Here is a 14,400-nt window from a genome sequence, read left to right on the forward strand (position 1 = left end):
TGCCCACGCGCCGGGATGCTGTTGTAAAAGGAATTACCCATGGCTCGTCGTCGTCGTCCTGAACGCCGCGAAATCCTGCCCGATCCCCGTTTCGGTGATACGGTGCTGTCGAAATTCATGAACAGCGTCATGCTGGACGGGAAAAAGTCGGTCGCCGAAAGCATCGTTTATGGTGCGCTCGAATCGGTCGAAGCCCGTGCCAAGAAGGAACCCATTGGCGTGTTCCACGAAGCACTGGCGAACATCCGCCCGAACATCGAAGTCCGCAGCCGCCGTGTCGGCGGTGCGACCTATCAGGTTCCGGTCGAAGTCCGTCCTGACCGCGCCCAGGCGCTGGCGATCCGCTGGCTGATCACCGCAGCGCGCAACCGCAGCGAAACCACGATGGCCGCGCGCCTGTCGGGCGAACTGCTCGACGCGTCGAACAACCGCGGGAATGCGGTCAAGAAGCGCGAAGACACGCACCGCATGGCGGAAGCGAACCGCGCGTTCAGCCACTACCGCTGGTAATTGCGCGGACGCCCCCGCTGTCGGCGGCCGGGCGTCTCGCAATCGTAACAATCGTTCCTATATCGGGGGAGGCTCCAAAGGCCTCCCCCCACATCCAAGGAAAAGACCATGGCACGCAGCCATCCGCTCGAAAATTATCGCAACTTTGGGATCATGGCGCACATCGACGCCGGCAAGACCACGACGACCGAGCGTATCCTTTACTACACCGGCAAGTCCTACAAGATCGGCGAAGTCCATGACGGCGCCGCGACCATGGACTGGATGGAGCAGGAGCAGGAACGCGGCATCACGATCACGTCGGCTGCCACCACTTGCTTGTGGAAAGCTGACGAAGGTCAAGGCCCCGAGCATCGGCTGAACATCATCGACACCCCCGGACACGTCGATTTCACCATCGAAGTCGAGCGCAGCTTGCGCGTTCTCGACGGCGCGATCACCGCGTTCGACGGCGTGGCCGGCGTCGAGCCGCAGTCGGAAACCGTGTGGCGCCAAGCGGACAAATACAAGGTTCCGCGCATGTGCTTCGTCAACAAGCTCGACCGCACCGGCGCCGATTTCTATTATTGCGTCCAGACGATCATCGATCGCCTCGGTGCGACGCCTGCCGTCCTGTATCTGCCGATCGGCGCAGAAGGTGACTTCAAAGGTCTCGTCGATCTGGTCAACGAGCGCGCGATCATCTGGAAGGACGAAAGCCTGGGCGCCGAATTCTTCTATGAAGACATCCCCGCCGACCTTGCCGACAAGGCCGCCGAATATCGCGAAAAGCTCGTCGAACTCGCCGTCGAACAGGACGACGATGCGATGGAAGCCTATCTCGAAGGCACCGTGCCCGACGTCGCCACGCTCAAGAAGCTGATCCGCAAGGGCACGCTGGCGCAGGCGTTCGTTCCGGTCCTCTGCGGTTCGGCGTTCAAGAACAAGGGTGTCCAGACGCTGCTCGACGCGGTCGTCGACTATCTGCCGAGCCCGCTCGACATTCCTGACGTTCAGGGTCTCAAGCTCGACGGTGCGACCCCTGATTCGCGTCCGGCTGCCGACGACGCGCCGCTGTCGCTGCTCGCTTTCAAGATCATGAACGATCCGTTCGTCGGCTCGCTCACCTTCGCCCGAATCTATTCGGGGACCCTGAACAAGGGCACGTACCTGAATTCGGTGAAGGACAAGAAGGAAAAGGTCGGCCGTATGCTGCTGATGCATGCGAACAGCCGCGAAGACATCGAAGAAGCCTATGCAGGCGACATCGTCGCGCTCGCCGGCCTGAAGGAAACCACCACCGGGGACACGCTCTGCGCCACCAGCGCGCCGATCATCCTCGAACGGATGGAATTCCCCGAGCCGGTCATCGAGCTGTCGGTGGAACCGAAAACCAAGGCCGACCAGGAACGGATGGGCATCGCGCTCAACCGTCTGGCTGCCGAGGACCCCTCGTTCCGCGTGTCGACCGATCATGAATCGGGCCAGACGATCATCAAGGGCATGGGCGAGCTTCACCTCGACATCCTCGTCGATCGCATGAAACGCGAATTCAAGGTCGAAGCGAACGTCGGCGCGCCGCAGGTGGCCTACCGCGAATCGCTCGCGAAGGCGGTTGACGTCGATTATACCCACAAGAAGCAGTCGGGCGGCTCGGGCCAGTTCGGCCGCGTCAAGGTGACGGTTGCTCCCGGCGAACGCGGCGCGGGCATCACCTTTCTCGACGAGATCAAGGGCGGCAATATTCCGCGCGAATATATCCCGTCGGTTGAAAAAGGCATGCGCGAGTCGGCCGAGAATGGCCACATGATCGGCTTCCCGATCATCGACTTCGAAATCAGGCTGACCGACGGCGCGTATCACGACGTCGACTCGTCGGCGCTGGCGTTCGAAATCGCAGGCCGTGCGGCGATGCGCGAGGTGGCGGCAAAGGCCGGCATCAAGTTGCTTGAGCCGGTGATGAAGGTCGAGGTTGTTACCCCTGAGGAATTCATGGGTGACGTGATCGGCGATCTCAACAGCCGTCGCGGGCAGATTCAGGGCACCGACAGCCGGGGTATTGCCCAGGTTGTCGAAGCGATTGTGCCGCTGGCGAACATGTTCGGCTATGTGAATCAGCTGCGCAGCTTCAGCCAGGGTCGCGCTAGCTACTCGATGCAATTCTCGCATTATGAAGAAGTGCCGACCAACGTCGCGGAAGAAGTGAAGGCCAAGATGGCCTGATGCTCTGGCCGTGCGGGGGTTGCCTCGCACGGCAAGACCCTCTAAGGGCGGCGCCTGATTCAGCAGGCCCGTCCGGACTGATCAAACGAAACACCTAAGAAGAAGGTTCTTAAATCATGGCCAAGGCTAAATTTGAGCGGACGAAGCCGCACTGCAACATCGGCACCATCGGTCACGTCGACCATGGCAAGACCTCGCTGACCGCAGCGATCACCAAGATCCTGGCAGAAAACGTCGCCGGCAACGCCGCCGTCGATTTCGCCAACATCGACAAGGCGCCCGAAGAGCGCGAGCGCGGCATCACCATTTCGACCGCCCACGTCGAATATGAAACCGACGGCCGCCACTATGCGCACGTCGATTGCCCGGGCCACGCCGACTATGTGAAGAACATGATCACCGGTGCTGCCCAAATGGACGGCGCGATCCTCGTCGTGTCGGCCGCTGACGGCCCGATGCCGCAGACCAAGGAGCACATCCTGCTCGCCAAGCAGGTCGGTGTGCCGACCATGGTCGTCTTCCTCAACAAGGTCGACCAGCTGGATGATCCTGAACTGCTCGAGCTCGTCGAGATGGAAATCCGCGAAGAACTTTCGAAGCGTGGCTTCGACGGCGACAATATTCCGATCATCCCGGGTTCGGCGCTTGCTGCGCTGGAAAGCCGTGACGACAACATCGGCAAGGACGCGATCCTCAAGCTGATGCAGGCCGTCGACGACTGGATTCCGCAGCCCGACCGTCCGCTCGACAAGCCCTTCCTGATGCCGATCGAAGACGTGTTCTCGATCTCGGGTCGCGGTACCGTTGTGACCGGCCGTATCGAAACGGGCGTCGTCAAGGTTGGTGAAGAAGTCGAAATCGTCGGCATCAAGGACACCAAAAAGACCGTCGTGACCGGCGTCGAAATGTTCCGCAAGCTGCTCGACCAAGGCCAGGCTGGCGATAACGTCGGTGCGCTGATCCGCGGCGTTGGCCGTGAAGAAGTCGAGCGTGGCCAGGTTCTCTGCAAGCCCGGCTCGATCAAGCCGCACACCGAGTTCACCTCGGAAGTCTATGTGCTGTCGAAGGATGAAGGCGGCCGTCACACGCCGTTCTTTGCCAACTATCGTCCGCAGTTCTACTTCCGCACCACGGACGTCACCGGCGAGGTCATCCTCCCCGAGGGCACCGAGATGGTCATGCCGGGCGACAACGTCCAGCTGGCGGTCAAGCTGATTGCTCCGATCGCCATGGACCAGGGTCTGCGCTTTGCAATCCGCGAAGGCGGTCGTACCGTCGGCGCAGGGGTTGTGGCGACGATCACAAAGTAATATAGGGCCGCAAGCCGCGCGATTCGGAACTGATTCGCGCGGCTTGTAGCTTAAAGATTTTTGATGGCCGATCCGGCTTCCCTATGGAAACCGGAGCAGGCCATTTCGGCTCTTTCGCATCGTCAGACGGGATTCGACTGGAACAGTCATGGAAACGCAGAATATTCGCATTCGCCTGAAGGCCTTTGATCACCGCGTGCTCGATCAGGCCACCACCGACATCGCCGACACGGCGCGTCGTACCGGAGCGCTTATTCGCGGCCCGATCCCGCTGCCGACGCGCATTGAAAAATTCACCGTGAACCGCGGCCCGCACATCGACAAAAAGTCGCGCGAGCAGTTCGAGGTTCGGACCCACAAGCGGTTGCTCGACATCGTGCAGCCGACCCCGCAGACCGTCGATGCGCTGATGAAGCTCGACTTGGCTGCGGGCGTGAACGTTGAGATCAAGCTGGCCTAAGTCAGCGCAGCCCCGGACTTGGTCCGGGGTCTCTATCGGCGGCTACTTCGGTGGCTGCATTGTCCGGAGCGATCCGGACCGACGATAGGGTGGATACCGCCGGTCGCTTTCTTCGGAAAGCATAAACGACCGGGCTGCGTCCCCCGTCTCGCCGCTCCTCCCTCGGGAAGGCGGCACCTCAGCCCGGACGGGGCGACCATCGAAATTCCGGGCTGGGAGGGTTCGCATCGGGTTTGCCTGATGCGGTCCCGCAAGCCGTGCGGAATGGTCCGCCCGGCCTCTGTTGAGGAGTATGATCATGCGGACTGGCGTGATCGCGAAGAAAATGGGGATGACCCGCCTGTTTCAGGACGACGGCCGCCACGTGCCCGTCACCGTCCTGAGCCTCGAAGGCTGTCAGGTTATCTCTGTGCGCGAACAAGAACGTGACGGCTATGTGGCCGTTCAACTCGGTGCCGGCTCGGCGAAGGCGAAGAATGTTGCGAAGCCGCAGCGTGGCGCTTTCGGCAAGGCCGAAGTCGAACCCAAGGCGAAGGTCGTCGAATTCCGCGTCGCTGACGACGCGACGCTCGACGTCGGCGCCGAACTGTCGGCCGACCACTTCGTCGCTGGCCAGATCGTCGATATCCAGGGCGTGACCCAGGGTAAGGGCTTTGCCGGTGCCATGAAGCGCTGGGGTTTCGGCGGTATGCGCGCCACCCACGGCGTGTCGATCAGCCACCGTGCCCATGGTTCGACGGGTAACCGCCAGGATCCGGGCCGCGTCTTCAAGAACAAGAAGATGGCCGGTCACATGGGCGCCCGCAACCGCACCCAGCAGAATCTCGAAATCGTCCGCACCGACGTCGAGCGCGGTCTTCTTTTCGTCAAGGGCTCGGTCCCTGGCTCGAAGGGCGGCTGGCTGATGGTCCGCGATGCCGTCAAGCTGCCGCGTCACCCCGAAGCCCCCTATCCGGCGGGCATCAAGAGCGCGGCGAACGCCAATCAAGAAGCCCCGGCTGATGCGCCTGTGGAAACCCCGGTCGAAGACACCGTGGTCGACACTGCCACCACCGACGGCGCACAGGAGTCCTGATCATGAAGGTCAAGGTTCACACCATTGACGGCAAGGCCGGCGCAGACATCGATCTGAACGACGATGTGTTCGGCGTCGATCCGCGCGCCGACATCCTCCACCGCGTTGTCAGCTGGCAGCTCGAAAAGCGCCGCGGCCCGGCGCGCGCCGCCCGCGAACGCAGCGATGTGTCGCGTACCGGCAAGAAATTCGGTCGTCAGAAGGGCGGCGGTACCGCCCGTCACGGCGATCGCGCAGCCCCGATCTTCATCGGCGGCGGCAAGGCGCACGGCCCCCGGGCTCGCACCTTCGGCCACTCGCTGAACAAGAAGATCCGCACCCTCGGTCTGAAAATGGCGCTCAGCGACAAGGCGAAGGGCGGCAAGATCCTCGTCCTCGACACGCTTGAGCTCAAGGATGCGAAGACCAAGGCGCTCGCCGGCCAGCTCGGCAAGCTCGAACTCGGCAATCGCGCACTCTTCATCGATGGCGATGCGGTGCACGAAAGTTTCGCCATGGCGTCGGCCAACCTGATCGGCATCAATTCGATGCCGGCGATGGGTGCCAACGTCTATGACATTTTGCGCGCCGATACGCTGGTCCTGACCCGCGCCGGCCTCGAAAAGCTGGAGGCACGCTTCAATGGCTAAGGCAAAAACGGTCGATGCACGTCATTATGACGTGATCCTGGCTCCAGTGATCACCGAAAAATCGACGATGCTCAGCGAAAATAACGCGGTGGTGTTCAAGGTAGCGAATGACGCAACCAAGCCCGCCATCAAGGCCGCCGTCGAGGCGCTGTTCGATGTCAAGGTGATCGGCGTCAACACGCTCATCACCAAGGGCAAGACCAAGCGCTGGAAGGGCAAGCCCTACACCCGCAGCGACGTGAAGAAGGCGATCGTTCGTCTGGCCGAAGGCCAGTCGATCGACGTCACCACCGGCGTCTGATTGTAGGAAGAGGCAAAGAAAATGGCACTTAAATCCTATAATCCGACCAGCCCCGCGCAGCGCGGCCTGATCCTCGTCGACAAATCGTCGCTGTGGAAGGGCAAGCCCGTCAAGGCGCTGACCGAAGGCAAGAACAAGACCGGTGGCCGCAACAACAAGGGTCATGTGACCTCGCGCGGTATCGCTGGCGGTCACAAGCAGCGCTATCGCATCGTCGATTTCAAGCGCCGTCTGTGGGACGTCGAAGGCACCGTCGAGCGGCTGGAATATGACCCCAACCGCACCGCGTTCATCGCCTTGGTCAATTATGGCAAGGATGACGCTGGCAAGGACCGCGTCGCCTACATCCTGGCGCCGCAGCGTCTGGCGGTTGGGGACAAGGTCATCGCGGCCAAAAAAACCGACGTGAAGCCGGGCAATGCGATGGAATTGTCGCAAATGCCGGTCGGCACGATCGTCCACAACATCGAGATGAAGCCGGGCAAGGGCGGCCAGATCGCCCGTTCGGCTGGCACCTATGCCCAGGTCGTCGGTCGTGACCGCGGTCTGGTGATCGTGCGTCTCGGTTCGGGCGAGCAGCGGTACATCCGCGGCGATTGCATGGGCACGGTGGGTGCGGTGTCGAACCCCGACAACCAGAACACCAACCTCGGCAAGGCCGGTCGCAGCCGCTGGCTCGGCAAGCGTCCGCTGACCCGCGGCGTAGCCAAGAACCCGGTCGATCACCCGCATGGCGGCGGTGAAGGCCGCACCTCGGGCGGCCGTCATCCGGTGACCCCGTGGGGCAAGCCGACCAAGGGTGCGCGTACGCGCCACAACAAATCGACCGACAAGATGATCATCCGGTCGCGTCACGCCAAGAAGAAGAGGTAAGCCATGGCTCGCTCGGTCTGGAAGGGTCCTTTCGTGGACCTCCATCTGCTCAAGAAAGCCGAAACGGCCCAGGACGGCGGCAGCAATGCCCCGATCAAGACCTGGTCGCGCCGGTCCACCATCCTGCCGCAGTTCGTGGGGCTGACCTTCAACGTCTACAACGGCCGCAAGTTCGTGCCGGTATCGGTGAACGAAGATATGGTCGGCATGAAGCTGGGTGAATTTGCGCCGACGCGCTTCTTCCCCGGTCACGCTGCCGACAAGAAGGGCAAACGCTAATGGGCAAGGAAAAGTCCCCCCGCCGCGTTGCGGATAACGAGGCGCTCTCGGTCGGCACGCAGATTCGCGGTTCGGCGCAGAAGCTCAACCTCGTCGCGGCGCTGATCCGCGGCCGCAAGGTCGAAGACGCGATGAACATCCTCACCTTCTCGAAGAAGGCGATGGCGGTTGACGTGCGCAAGGTTCTCGCCAGCGCCGTCGCCAACGCGGAAAACAACCACAACCTCGATGTTGATGCCCTGGTCATCCAGGAAGCCAGCGTCGGCAAGTCGATCTCGATGAAGCGTTGGCACGCACGTGGCCGCGGCAAGTCGACCCGGATCGTCAAGCCGTTCAGCCGCATCCGCATCGTTGTGCGCGAACAGGAAGAAGAGGCGTAAGATGGGCCAGAAGAGCAATCCGATCGGCCTGCGCCTGCAGGTCAACCGCACCTGGGACAGCCGCTGGTTCGCCGAAGGTCAGGACTATGGCCGCATGCTGGTCGAGGATCTGAAGATCCGCCAGTTTGTGTTCAAGACCCTGCCGCAGGCAGCGATCTCGAAGGTCGTGATCGAACGCCCGGCCAAGCTGTGCCGCGTGTCGATCTATGCCGCCCGTCCGGGCGTCATCATCGGCAAGAAGGGCGCGGACATCGAAAAGCTGCGCAAGAAGCTGGGTGAACTGACGAACAGCGACGTGTCGCTGAACATCGTCGAAATCCGCAAGCCCGAAGTCGACGCGAAGCTCGTCGGTCAGGGCATTGCCGACCAGCTCGAACGCCGCGTCGCGTTCCGCCGGGCCATGAAGCGCGCCGTCCAGTCGGCGATGCGTCTGGGCGCCGAAGGCATCCGCATCAACTGCGCCGGTCGTCTCGGCGGCGCGGAAATCGCTCGTACCGAATGGTATCGCGAGGGCCGGGTGCCGCTGCACACGCTGCGCGCCAATGTCGACTACGCCGAATCGACCGCGCACACCGCCTATGGCGTGTGCGGGATCAAGGTGTGGATCTTCAAGGGCGAGATTCTCGGCCACGATCCGATGGCGACCGACCGTCTGATGCTCGACGCACAGACGACCGGCGTCCGTCCGGCTCGTGAAGATCGCCGCTAAGGACAACTGACATGTTGCAACCGAAAAAAACCAAGTTCCGCAAGGCCTTCAAAGGCCGCATCCACGGCAATGCCAAGGGTGGGACCAGCCTGAACTTCGGCTCTTACGGGCTGAAGGCGATGGAACCCGAGCGGATTACCGCCCGCCAGATCGAAGCGGCTCGCCGCGCGATCAGCCGCGCGATCAAGCGTCAGGGCCGTTTGTGGATCCGCATCTTCCCCGACGTCCCCGTGTCGTCGAAGCCGGCCGAAGTGCGCATGGGCAAGGGCAAGGGTTCGCCGGAATTCTGGGCCGCGCGCGTCAAGCCGGGCCGCATCCTGTTTGAACTCGACGGCGTTCCCGGCCCCGTGGCCGCGCTGGCGTTCGAACGTGCGGCGATGAAGCTGCCGATCAAGACCAAGGTGATTGCCCGTCTCGGCGACACCACGCATCTGGAGGGTTAAGGGCCATGTCCAAGACCGAAGATTTCAAGGCCAAGACCGACGATCAGTTGTCGGAACAGCTTGGCGAACTGAAGCGCGAGGCGTTCAACCTCCGTTTCCAGGCGGCCACCGGCCAGCTTGAAAAAGCATCGCGTGTCAAGGAAGTCCGGCGTTCGATCGCCCGCATCAAGACGCAGCAGACCGAGCGTTCGCGCTCGGCCGCGAAGTAAGGAGACGATCGATGCCGAAGCGCATTCTGACCGGTACGGTGGTGTCCGACAAGGGCGACAAGACCGTTGTGGTGAAGGTCGAACGGAAGGTGAAGCACCCTCTGTACGGCAAGATCATCCGCCGTTCGAAAAAGTACCACGCCCACGATGAGGACAACGCCATCAAGGCTGGCGAAACCGTCCGCATCGAAGAAACGAAGCCGATTTCGAAGCTCAAGACGTGGAAGGTGCTCGACAAGGTCGACACCCACAGCAAGCCGGCAACGGCTGCTGCTCCCGCCGCGGCCGAAGGCTGACACCAGTTCACGGAACCGCCGGGGTTGCCCGGTAGGCCACAATAGAAGGAAATGCATCGATGATTCAGATGCAGTCACAATTGGAAGTCGCTGACAACAGCGGTGCCAAGCGCGTCCAGTGCATCAAGGTGCTGGGCGGGTCGAAGCGCCGCGTTGCAGGCGTCGGCGACGTCATCGTCGTGTCGATCAAGGAAGCTCAGCCGCGCGGCAAGGTGAAGAAGGGTGACGTGCATCGCGCCGTCATCGTCCGCACCCGCAAGGATGTGCGCCGCGCCGACGGTTCGGTGATCCGTTTCGACACCAATGCCGCCGTGCTCGTCAACAAGAACGAAGAGCCCATCGGTACCCGTATCTTTGGCCCGGTGGTCCGCGAACTGCGCGGCCGTGGCTATATGAAGATCATCAGCCTGGCACCGGAGGTTCTCTGACCATGGGTATGGCCAAGATCAAAAAGGGCGACACGGTTGTCATCCTGTCCGGCAAGGACAAGGGCAAGACCGGCGAAGTGACGCAGAGCCTGCCGAAAGACGGCAAGGTTGTGGTCGCGGGCGTCAACATCATCACGCGGCACCGCAAGCCGAACCAGACCAACCCGCAGGGCGGTCTGGAACGCAAGGAAGCTCCGCTGCACGCAAGCAAGGTCGCGATTGCCGACCCGAAGAGCGGCAAGCCGACGCGCGTGCGTTTCGAAACCAAGGACGGCAAGAAGGTGCGTGTCGCCGTGAAGTCCGGGGAGACCATCAGTGGCTGACAATTACACCCCGCGCATGCGCAAGCGCTACGACGATGTGATCGTCAAGGCGATGACCGAGAAATTCGGTTACAAGAACGCGATGGAAGTGCCGAAGATCGAAAAGATCACGCTCAACATGGGCGTCGGCGAAGCCACGCAGGACAAGAAGAAGGTCGAAAAGGCCGCCGAGGAAATGGAATTGATCGCCGGGCAAAAGCCTGTTGTGACCAAGGCCAAGAAGTCGATCGCCCAGTTCAAGCTGCGCGAAGGCATGCCGATCGGTTGCAAGGTGACGCTGCGCCGTGAACGGATGTACGAATTCCTCGACCGGCTGATCACCATTGCAATGCCGCGCATCCGCGATTTTCGCGGCGTGTCGGCGACCAGCTTCGATGGCCGCGGCAACTATGCCATGGGTCTGAAAGAGCAGATCATCTTCCCCGAGATCAATTATGACCGCATCGATCAGGTGCGCGGCATGGATGTGATCGTGACCACCACGGCGCGCACGGATGACGAAGCCCGCGAACTGCTCAAGCTGTTCGGCTTCCCCTTCCCGATCGCAGCCGAAGAAAAAGCGGCCGCCTGATCCTTTGGGATCAGAGTGGCTCTTTCAAGAAGGAAAGAGAACTTAAGTCATGGCGAAACTGAGTTCGACGAACAAAAATGAGCGTCGCAAGCAGCTGGTGAAGAAATATGCCGGCCGTTACGCGAAGCTGAAGGCGATTGCGGCGGACAAGTCCCTCGACGAAGGCGAGCGTCTGATCGCGCGCCTCAAGATGGCGGAAATCCCGCGCAATGGTAACCCGACCCGCATCCGTAACCGGTGCGAGATGACGGGGCGCCCGCGCGCTTATTATCGCAAATTCCGGCTGTGCCGTATTCAGCTCCGCGATCTGGCCAACAAGGGCCTGATCCCCGGTGTTGTTAAGTCGAGCTGGTAAGGGACTGACAAGATGGCAATGACCGATCCTTTGGGTGATATGCTCACCCGCATCCGCAACGGCCAGACGGCGAAGAAGGACAGCGTCCTGACGCCGGCCTCGACGCTGCGCGTCCGCGTTCTCGACGTGCTCCAGCGCGAAGGCTATATCCGCGGCTACAGCGAAGAAGCGCTGGGTGCCAAGGGCGAGCACAAGGGCATCCGCATCGAGCTGAAATATTTTGAAGGGCAGCCGGCGATCCGCCATGTGGCGCGCGTTTCGAAGCCGGGTCGCCGCATCTATTCGGGGTCGAAAGATCTGCCGATCGTGCGCAACGGCCTGGGCATCACCATCGTGTCGACCCCGCGCGGCGTCCTGTCGGATGCCGAAGCTCGCGAGCATAATGTCGGCGGCGAAGTGCTGGCGGAGGTGTTCTGATGTCACGCATTGGTAAAAAAGCAGTCCCGATCCCCAGCGGTGTTACCGCTGCGATCGATGGCGGCCAGCTGTCGGTCAAGGGTCCGAAGGGCACCCTGGCGATGCCGCTGTCCGACAACATCACCTATGAAGTCGGCGAAGGCAGCATTTCGGTGCAGCCGGCGAACGGCAGCCGCGAAGCTCGCGCCTTTTGGGGCATGCAGCGCACGCTGGTCCAGAACCTGATCACGGGTGTGACAGAAGGCTTCACCAAGGTGCTCGAAATCACCGGTGTCGGCTATCGCGCCAACTCGCAGGGCAAGAATCTGAAGCTGCAGCTTGGCTACAGCCATGATGTCGATTTCGCGGTTCCCGAAGGCATCGAGATCAAGACGCCGGACAACACGACGATCGAGATCAGCGGTATCGACAAGCAGCAGGTCGGCCAGGTCGCGGCGGAAATCCGTCGCTGGCGCAAGCCGGAGCCCTATAAGGGCAAGGGCATCAAATATCGCGGCGAGTATATCTTCCGCAAAGAAGGCAAGAAGAAGTAAGCCATGGCACATCTTACCCCTTTCCAAAAACGCCGTCAGCGCGTCCGTACCGCCCTCCGTCAGCGCGCCGGTGGCCGTGCGCGCCTGTCGGTGCACCGTTCGGGTCGGCATATTTATGCCCAGCTTATCGATGATGCCGCCGGCCAGACGCTGGCTGCGGCTTCGACGCTGGACAAGGATGTTCGCGGCAAGACCGGCGCGACCACTGCGGCGGCTGCCGACGTCGGCAAGCGCCTCGCCGCTGCCGCCAAAAAGGCGGGCGTGACGCAGGTCGTGTTCGACCGCGGCGGTTTCCTGTTCCACGGGCGCATCAAGGCGCTGGCCGACGCGGCTCGCGAAGGCGGATTGGAGTTCTAATCATGGCAGACGAAGTACAGAACGTCGAAGGCGCTCCCGAAGCAGCCCCCACCACCGACGGTCAGGCTCCGCGCCGCGGCCGTGGCGGCGGCGCTGGCGGTCGTGACGGTAACCGTGGCGGCCGTGATGGCGGTCGTGGTCGCCGCGACGATCGTCGCCCGCGCGACGAAGATGGCGGCGAAGAGCTGATCGAAAAGCTCGTGCACATCAACCGCGTGTCGAAAACCGTGAAGGGCGGCAAGCGCTTCGGTTTCGCAGCACTCGTCGTCGTCGGCGACGGCAAGGGTCGTGCGGGCTTCGGTCATGGCAAGGCACGCGAAGTGCCGGAAGCCATTTCGAAGGCGACCGCTGCTGCGAAAAAGTCGATGATCCGCGTGCCGCTGCGCGATGGCCGCACCCTGCACCATGATGGCCTCGGCCATTTCGGCGCCGGCCTGGTCACCGTTCGTTCGGCGCCTGCCGGGACCGGCATCATCGCCGGTGGCCCGATGCGCGCCGTGTTCGAATCGCTCGGCGTTGCCGATGTGGTGACCAAGTCGAACGGCACCTCGAACCCCTATAACATGATCCGCGCGACCTTTGAGGCGCTCGGCGAACAGACCAGCCCCAAGTCGGTCGCGCAGCGTCGCGGCAAGAAGGTGTCGGATCTGATCAAGCGCGGCGGTGCATCCGACCGGGCAGCCGAGGCCGAAGCGGCAGCGGTGACGGAGTAAGATCATGGCTGACAAGAAGATCAAAATTCGCCAGATCGGCTCGCCGATCCGTCGGCCCAGCAGCCAGCGCGCGATCCTGACCGGCCTCGGCCTGGGCAAGATGCACCGCGAAGTCGAGCTGGTCGACACCCCCGAAGTGCGCGGCATGATCCGCAAGCTGCCGCACATGGTGGAAGTCGTCGAGGGCTAATCCCCTTTATACGCCTCTCCCCTTGGGGGAGAGGCAGCGAGACTTGGCAGCTTGCTGCCTAGTCGCAGCGGAGAGGGCGGCGACATCAAAACCCTCACCAAGTCCGACTAGGTCTTTCAGACCAAGTCTCCCTATCCTCTCCCCCAAGGGGAGAGGAGCGCGACAAAAGCGAAAGCGAGTGCACAATGACCATCAAACTGAACGAACTTCGTGACAACAATGGCGCCCGCAAGGGCCGGATGCGCGTCGGACGCGGCATCGGCTCGGGCAAGGGCAAGACCGCCGGCCGCGGTCAGAAAGGCCAGAAGGCCCGCAGCGGCGTTGCGATCAACGGCTTCGAAGGCGGTCAGATGCCGCTTCACATGCGGATCCCGAAGCGCGGCTTCAACAACATCTTCGGCAAGGACTTCGCGATCGTCAATCTGGGCATGATCCAGAAGCTGGTCGACGCCAAGAAGCTCGATGCCAAGGCGGTGATCGATCATGCCGCGCTCAAGGCCGCTGGTGTGGCCCGCGGCGGCAAGGACGGCGTCCGTCTCCTCGCCAAGGGTGATTATAGCGCGAAGCTGAACTTTGCGGTGGCCGGTGCGTCGAAGGGCGCGATCGAAGCGGTCGAAAAGGCCGGCGGCAAGATCGAATTGCCTGAGGTCAAGGACGTGGCGCCCGACGGCAAAAAGGCCAAGCGCCGCGCCGCCGCAGCGGCCAAGCAGAACTGAAAGATTCGGGGGTGGACGACATTGGGTCGATCCGCCCCCGACGCATTTGAATCGGGCCTTTCCCCCTTGCGCTTCGTGACCTCCGAACGCACATAGGCGCCGGGTCGCGGGGGGCGCGGTC

The 14,400-nt window shown here is 62.3% G+C and carries 24 protein-coding genes; all 24 read left to right on the plus strand.

The features are described from left to right. Nucleotides 1-39: 39 nt before the first annotated feature. On the plus strand, nt 40-510 hold the full coding sequence (rpsG, locus tag J2X44_RS00685; protein ID WP_310087357.1) for a 30S ribosomal protein S7: 471 nt from the start codon (nt 40-42) through the stop codon (nt 508-510). 108 nt (nt 511-618) lie between these two features. Continuing rightward, nucleotides 619-2,712: an elongation factor G gene (gene fusA, locus J2X44_RS00690; RefSeq protein WP_310087358.1), complete on the plus strand. Its 2,094-nt coding sequence runs from the start codon at nt 619-621 to the stop codon at nt 2,710-2,712. A gap of 116 nt (nt 2,713-2,828) precedes the next feature. Then, nucleotides 2,829-4,022, plus strand: coding sequence for an elongation factor Tu (gene tuf / locus J2X44_RS00695; protein ID WP_310087359.1), 1,194 nt, complete (start codon nt 2,829-2,831; stop codon nt 4,020-4,022). Nucleotides 4,023-4,170: 148 nt separating this feature from the next. After that, nucleotides 4,171-4,482 carry a 30S ribosomal protein S10 gene (gene rpsJ / locus J2X44_RS00700; protein WP_011543089.1) on the plus strand — a complete coding sequence of 104 codons (312 nt, stop codon included), beginning with the start codon at nt 4,171-4,173 and terminating at the stop codon, nt 4,480-4,482. A 298-nt stretch (nt 4,483-4,780) separates the two neighbouring features. Further along, nucleotides 4,781-5,557, plus strand: a complete 777-nt coding sequence (rplC, locus tag J2X44_RS00705) for a 50S ribosomal protein L3 (RefSeq protein ID WP_293701246.1) — start codon at nt 4,781-4,783, stop codon at nt 5,555-5,557. A gap of 2 nt (nt 5,558-5,559) precedes the next feature. After that, entirely contained in the window at nt 5,560-6,186 is a 627-nt protein-coding gene (gene rplD / locus J2X44_RS00710) for a 50S ribosomal protein L4 (protein ID WP_310087361.1), read from the plus strand. After that, nucleotides 6,179-6,487 carry a 50S ribosomal protein L23 gene (locus J2X44_RS00715; RefSeq protein ID WP_310087362.1) on the plus strand — a complete coding sequence of 103 codons (309 nt, stop codon included), beginning with the start codon at nt 6,179-6,181 and terminating at the stop codon, nt 6,485-6,487. Before rplD ends, J2X44_RS00715 begins: the two co-directional genes overlap by 8 nt. Before the next feature lie 21 nt (nt 6,488-6,508). Then, nucleotides 6,509-7,360: a 50S ribosomal protein L2 gene (rplB, locus tag J2X44_RS00720; protein ID WP_310087363.1), complete on the plus strand. Its 852-nt coding sequence runs from the start codon at nt 6,509-6,511 to the stop codon at nt 7,358-7,360. Nucleotides 7,361-7,363: 3 nt separating this feature from the next. Continuing rightward, the gene (gene rpsS, locus J2X44_RS00725) at nt 7,364-7,639 is read left to right on the plus strand and encodes a 30S ribosomal protein S19 (RefSeq protein ID WP_037515648.1); all 276 of its coding nucleotides are present in this window, start codon (nt 7,364-7,366) and stop codon (nt 7,637-7,639) included. Further along, entirely contained in the window at nt 7,639-8,019 is a 381-nt protein-coding gene (gene rplV / locus J2X44_RS00730) for a 50S ribosomal protein L22 (protein WP_088439838.1), read from the plus strand. The genes rpsS and rplV overlap by 1 nt, the downstream gene beginning before the upstream one ends. A 1-nt stretch (nt 8,020) precedes the next feature. Next, nucleotides 8,021-8,728, plus strand: coding sequence for a 30S ribosomal protein S3 (rpsC, locus tag J2X44_RS00735; protein ID WP_310087364.1), 708 nt, complete (start codon nt 8,021-8,023; stop codon nt 8,726-8,728). An 11-nt stretch (nt 8,729-8,739) separates the two neighbouring features. Next, nucleotides 8,740-9,171: a 50S ribosomal protein L16 gene (gene rplP, locus J2X44_RS00740; RefSeq protein ID WP_310087365.1), complete on the plus strand. Its 432-nt coding sequence runs from the start codon at nt 8,740-8,742 to the stop codon at nt 9,169-9,171. A gap of 5 nt (nt 9,172-9,176) precedes the next feature. After that, complete coding sequence (rpmC, locus tag J2X44_RS00745; RefSeq protein ID WP_310087366.1) at nt 9,177-9,380, plus strand: 50S ribosomal protein L29; 204 nt, start codon at nt 9,177-9,179, stop codon at nt 9,378-9,380. Nucleotides 9,381-9,391: 11 nt separating this feature from the next. Then, nucleotides 9,392-9,676, plus strand: coding sequence for a 30S ribosomal protein S17 (gene rpsQ / locus J2X44_RS00750; RefSeq protein ID WP_310087367.1), 285 nt, complete (start codon nt 9,392-9,394; stop codon nt 9,674-9,676). A gap of 59 nt (nt 9,677-9,735) precedes the next feature. Then, nucleotides 9,736-10,104, plus strand: a complete 369-nt coding sequence (rplN, locus tag J2X44_RS00755) for a 50S ribosomal protein L14 (protein WP_088439828.1) — start codon at nt 9,736-9,738, stop codon at nt 10,102-10,104. Between the two features lie 2 nt (nt 10,105-10,106). After that, complete coding sequence (gene rplX / locus J2X44_RS00760) at nt 10,107-10,427, plus strand: 50S ribosomal protein L24 (protein ID WP_310087368.1); 321 nt, start codon at nt 10,107-10,109, stop codon at nt 10,425-10,427. After that, a complete protein-coding gene (gene rplE / locus J2X44_RS00765; protein ID WP_310087369.1) occupies nt 10,420-10,998 on the plus strand; it encodes a 50S ribosomal protein L5 in 579 nt (192 codons plus the stop codon). Before rplX ends, rplE begins: the two co-directional genes overlap by 8 nt. 49 nt (nt 10,999-11,047) lie before the next feature. Next, nucleotides 11,048-11,353, plus strand: coding sequence for a 30S ribosomal protein S14 (rpsN, locus tag J2X44_RS00770; RefSeq protein WP_310087370.1), 306 nt, complete (start codon nt 11,048-11,050; stop codon nt 11,351-11,353). A 12-nt stretch (nt 11,354-11,365) separates the two neighbouring features. Next, the gene (gene rpsH / locus J2X44_RS00775) at nt 11,366-11,770 is read left to right on the plus strand and encodes a 30S ribosomal protein S8 (RefSeq protein WP_137751521.1); all 405 of its coding nucleotides are present in this window, start codon (nt 11,366-11,368) and stop codon (nt 11,768-11,770) included. Further along, on the plus strand, nt 11,770-12,303 hold the full coding sequence (rplF, locus tag J2X44_RS00780; protein WP_310087371.1) for a 50S ribosomal protein L6: 534 nt from the start codon (nt 11,770-11,772) through the stop codon (nt 12,301-12,303). The genes rpsH and rplF overlap by 1 nt, the downstream gene beginning before the upstream one ends. A 3-nt stretch (nt 12,304-12,306) precedes the next feature. Then, complete coding sequence (gene rplR / locus J2X44_RS00785) at nt 12,307-12,660, plus strand: 50S ribosomal protein L18 (RefSeq protein ID WP_058539577.1); 354 nt, start codon at nt 12,307-12,309, stop codon at nt 12,658-12,660. A 2-nt stretch (nt 12,661-12,662) separates the two neighbouring features. Continuing rightward, the gene (gene rpsE, locus J2X44_RS00790; RefSeq protein WP_310087372.1) at nt 12,663-13,373 is read left to right on the plus strand and encodes a 30S ribosomal protein S5; all 711 of its coding nucleotides are present in this window, start codon (nt 12,663-12,665) and stop codon (nt 13,371-13,373) included. A 4-nt stretch (nt 13,374-13,377) separates the two neighbouring features. Next, the gene (gene rpmD, locus J2X44_RS00795; RefSeq protein ID WP_088439816.1) at nt 13,378-13,563 is read left to right on the plus strand and encodes a 50S ribosomal protein L30; all 186 of its coding nucleotides are present in this window, start codon (nt 13,378-13,380) and stop codon (nt 13,561-13,563) included. A 185-nt stretch (nt 13,564-13,748) separates the two neighbouring features. Next, on the plus strand, nt 13,749-14,279 hold the full coding sequence (rplO, locus tag J2X44_RS00800; RefSeq protein WP_310087373.1) for a 50S ribosomal protein L15: 531 nt from the start codon (nt 13,749-13,751) through the stop codon (nt 14,277-14,279). The last annotated feature ends 121 nt before the right edge of the window (nt 14,280-14,400 follow it).

This window comes from Sphingopyxis sp. BE259 (genome assembly GCF_031457495.1).
In the GTDB taxonomy this organism is placed as follows: Bacteria; Pseudomonadota; Alphaproteobacteria; order Sphingomonadales; family Sphingomonadaceae; genus Sphingopyxis.

Bases quoted from the DNA above. Each gene is read 5' to 3' on its own strand.
- rplR (WP_058539577.1), top strand. From the start codon at position 12,307: ATGGCACATCTTACCCCTTTCCAAAAACGCCGTCAGCGCGTCCGTACC.
- J2X44_RS00715 (WP_310087362.1), top strand. From the start codon at position 6,179: ATGGCTAAGGCAAAAACGGTCGATGCACGTCATTATGACGTGATCCTG.
- tuf (WP_310087359.1), top strand. From the start codon at position 2,829: ATGGCCAAGGCTAAATTTGAGCGGACGAAGCCGCACTGCAACATCGGC.
- rplF (WP_310087371.1), top strand. From the start codon at position 11,770: ATGTCACGCATTGGTAAAAAAGCAGTCCCGATCCCCAGCGGTGTTACC.
- rpsE (WP_310087372.1), top strand. From the start codon at position 12,663: ATGGCAGACGAAGTACAGAACGTCGAAGGCGCTCCCGAAGCAGCCCCC.
- rplN (WP_088439828.1), top strand. From the start codon at position 9,736: ATGATTCAGATGCAGTCACAATTGGAAGTCGCTGACAACAGCGGTGCC.
- rpsQ (WP_310087367.1), top strand. From the start codon at position 9,392: ATGCCGAAGCGCATTCTGACCGGTACGGTGGTGTCCGACAAGGGCGAC.
- rplD (WP_310087361.1), top strand. From the start codon at position 5,560: ATGAAGGTCAAGGTTCACACCATTGACGGCAAGGCCGGCGCAGACATC.
- rpsJ (WP_011543089.1), top strand. From the start codon at position 4,171: ATGGAAACGCAGAATATTCGCATTCGCCTGAAGGCCTTTGATCACCGC.
- rpsC (WP_310087364.1), top strand. From the start codon at position 8,021: ATGGGCCAGAAGAGCAATCCGATCGGCCTGCGCCTGCAGGTCAACCGC.
- rpmD (WP_088439816.1), top strand. From the start codon at position 13,378: ATGGCTGACAAGAAGATCAAAATTCGCCAGATCGGCTCGCCGATCCGT.
- rpsN (WP_310087370.1), top strand. From the start codon at position 11,048: ATGGCGAAACTGAGTTCGACGAACAAAAATGAGCGTCGCAAGCAGCTG.
- fusA (WP_310087358.1), top strand. From the start codon at position 619: ATGGCACGCAGCCATCCGCTCGAAAATTATCGCAACTTTGGGATCATG.
- rpsS (WP_037515648.1), top strand. From the start codon at position 7,364: ATGGCTCGCTCGGTCTGGAAGGGTCCTTTCGTGGACCTCCATCTGCTC.
- rplO (WP_310087373.1), top strand. From the start codon at position 13,749: ATGACCATCAAACTGAACGAACTTCGTGACAACAATGGCGCCCGCAAG.
- rplP (WP_310087365.1), top strand. From the start codon at position 8,740: ATGTTGCAACCGAAAAAAACCAAGTTCCGCAAGGCCTTCAAAGGCCGC.
- rpmC (WP_310087366.1), top strand. From the start codon at position 9,177: ATGTCCAAGACCGAAGATTTCAAGGCCAAGACCGACGATCAGTTGTCG.
- rplV (WP_088439838.1), top strand. From the start codon at position 7,639: ATGGGCAAGGAAAAGTCCCCCCGCCGCGTTGCGGATAACGAGGCGCTC.
- rpsH (WP_137751521.1), top strand. From the start codon at position 11,366: ATGGCAATGACCGATCCTTTGGGTGATATGCTCACCCGCATCCGCAAC.
- rplX (WP_310087368.1), top strand. From the start codon at position 10,107: ATGGGTATGGCCAAGATCAAAAAGGGCGACACGGTTGTCATCCTGTCC.
- rplB (WP_310087363.1), top strand. From the start codon at position 6,509: ATGGCACTTAAATCCTATAATCCGACCAGCCCCGCGCAGCGCGGCCTG.
- rplC (WP_293701246.1), top strand. From the start codon at position 4,781: ATGCGGACTGGCGTGATCGCGAAGAAAATGGGGATGACCCGCCTGTTT.
- rpsG (WP_310087357.1), top strand. From the start codon at position 40: ATGGCTCGTCGTCGTCGTCCTGAACGCCGCGAAATCCTGCCCGATCCC.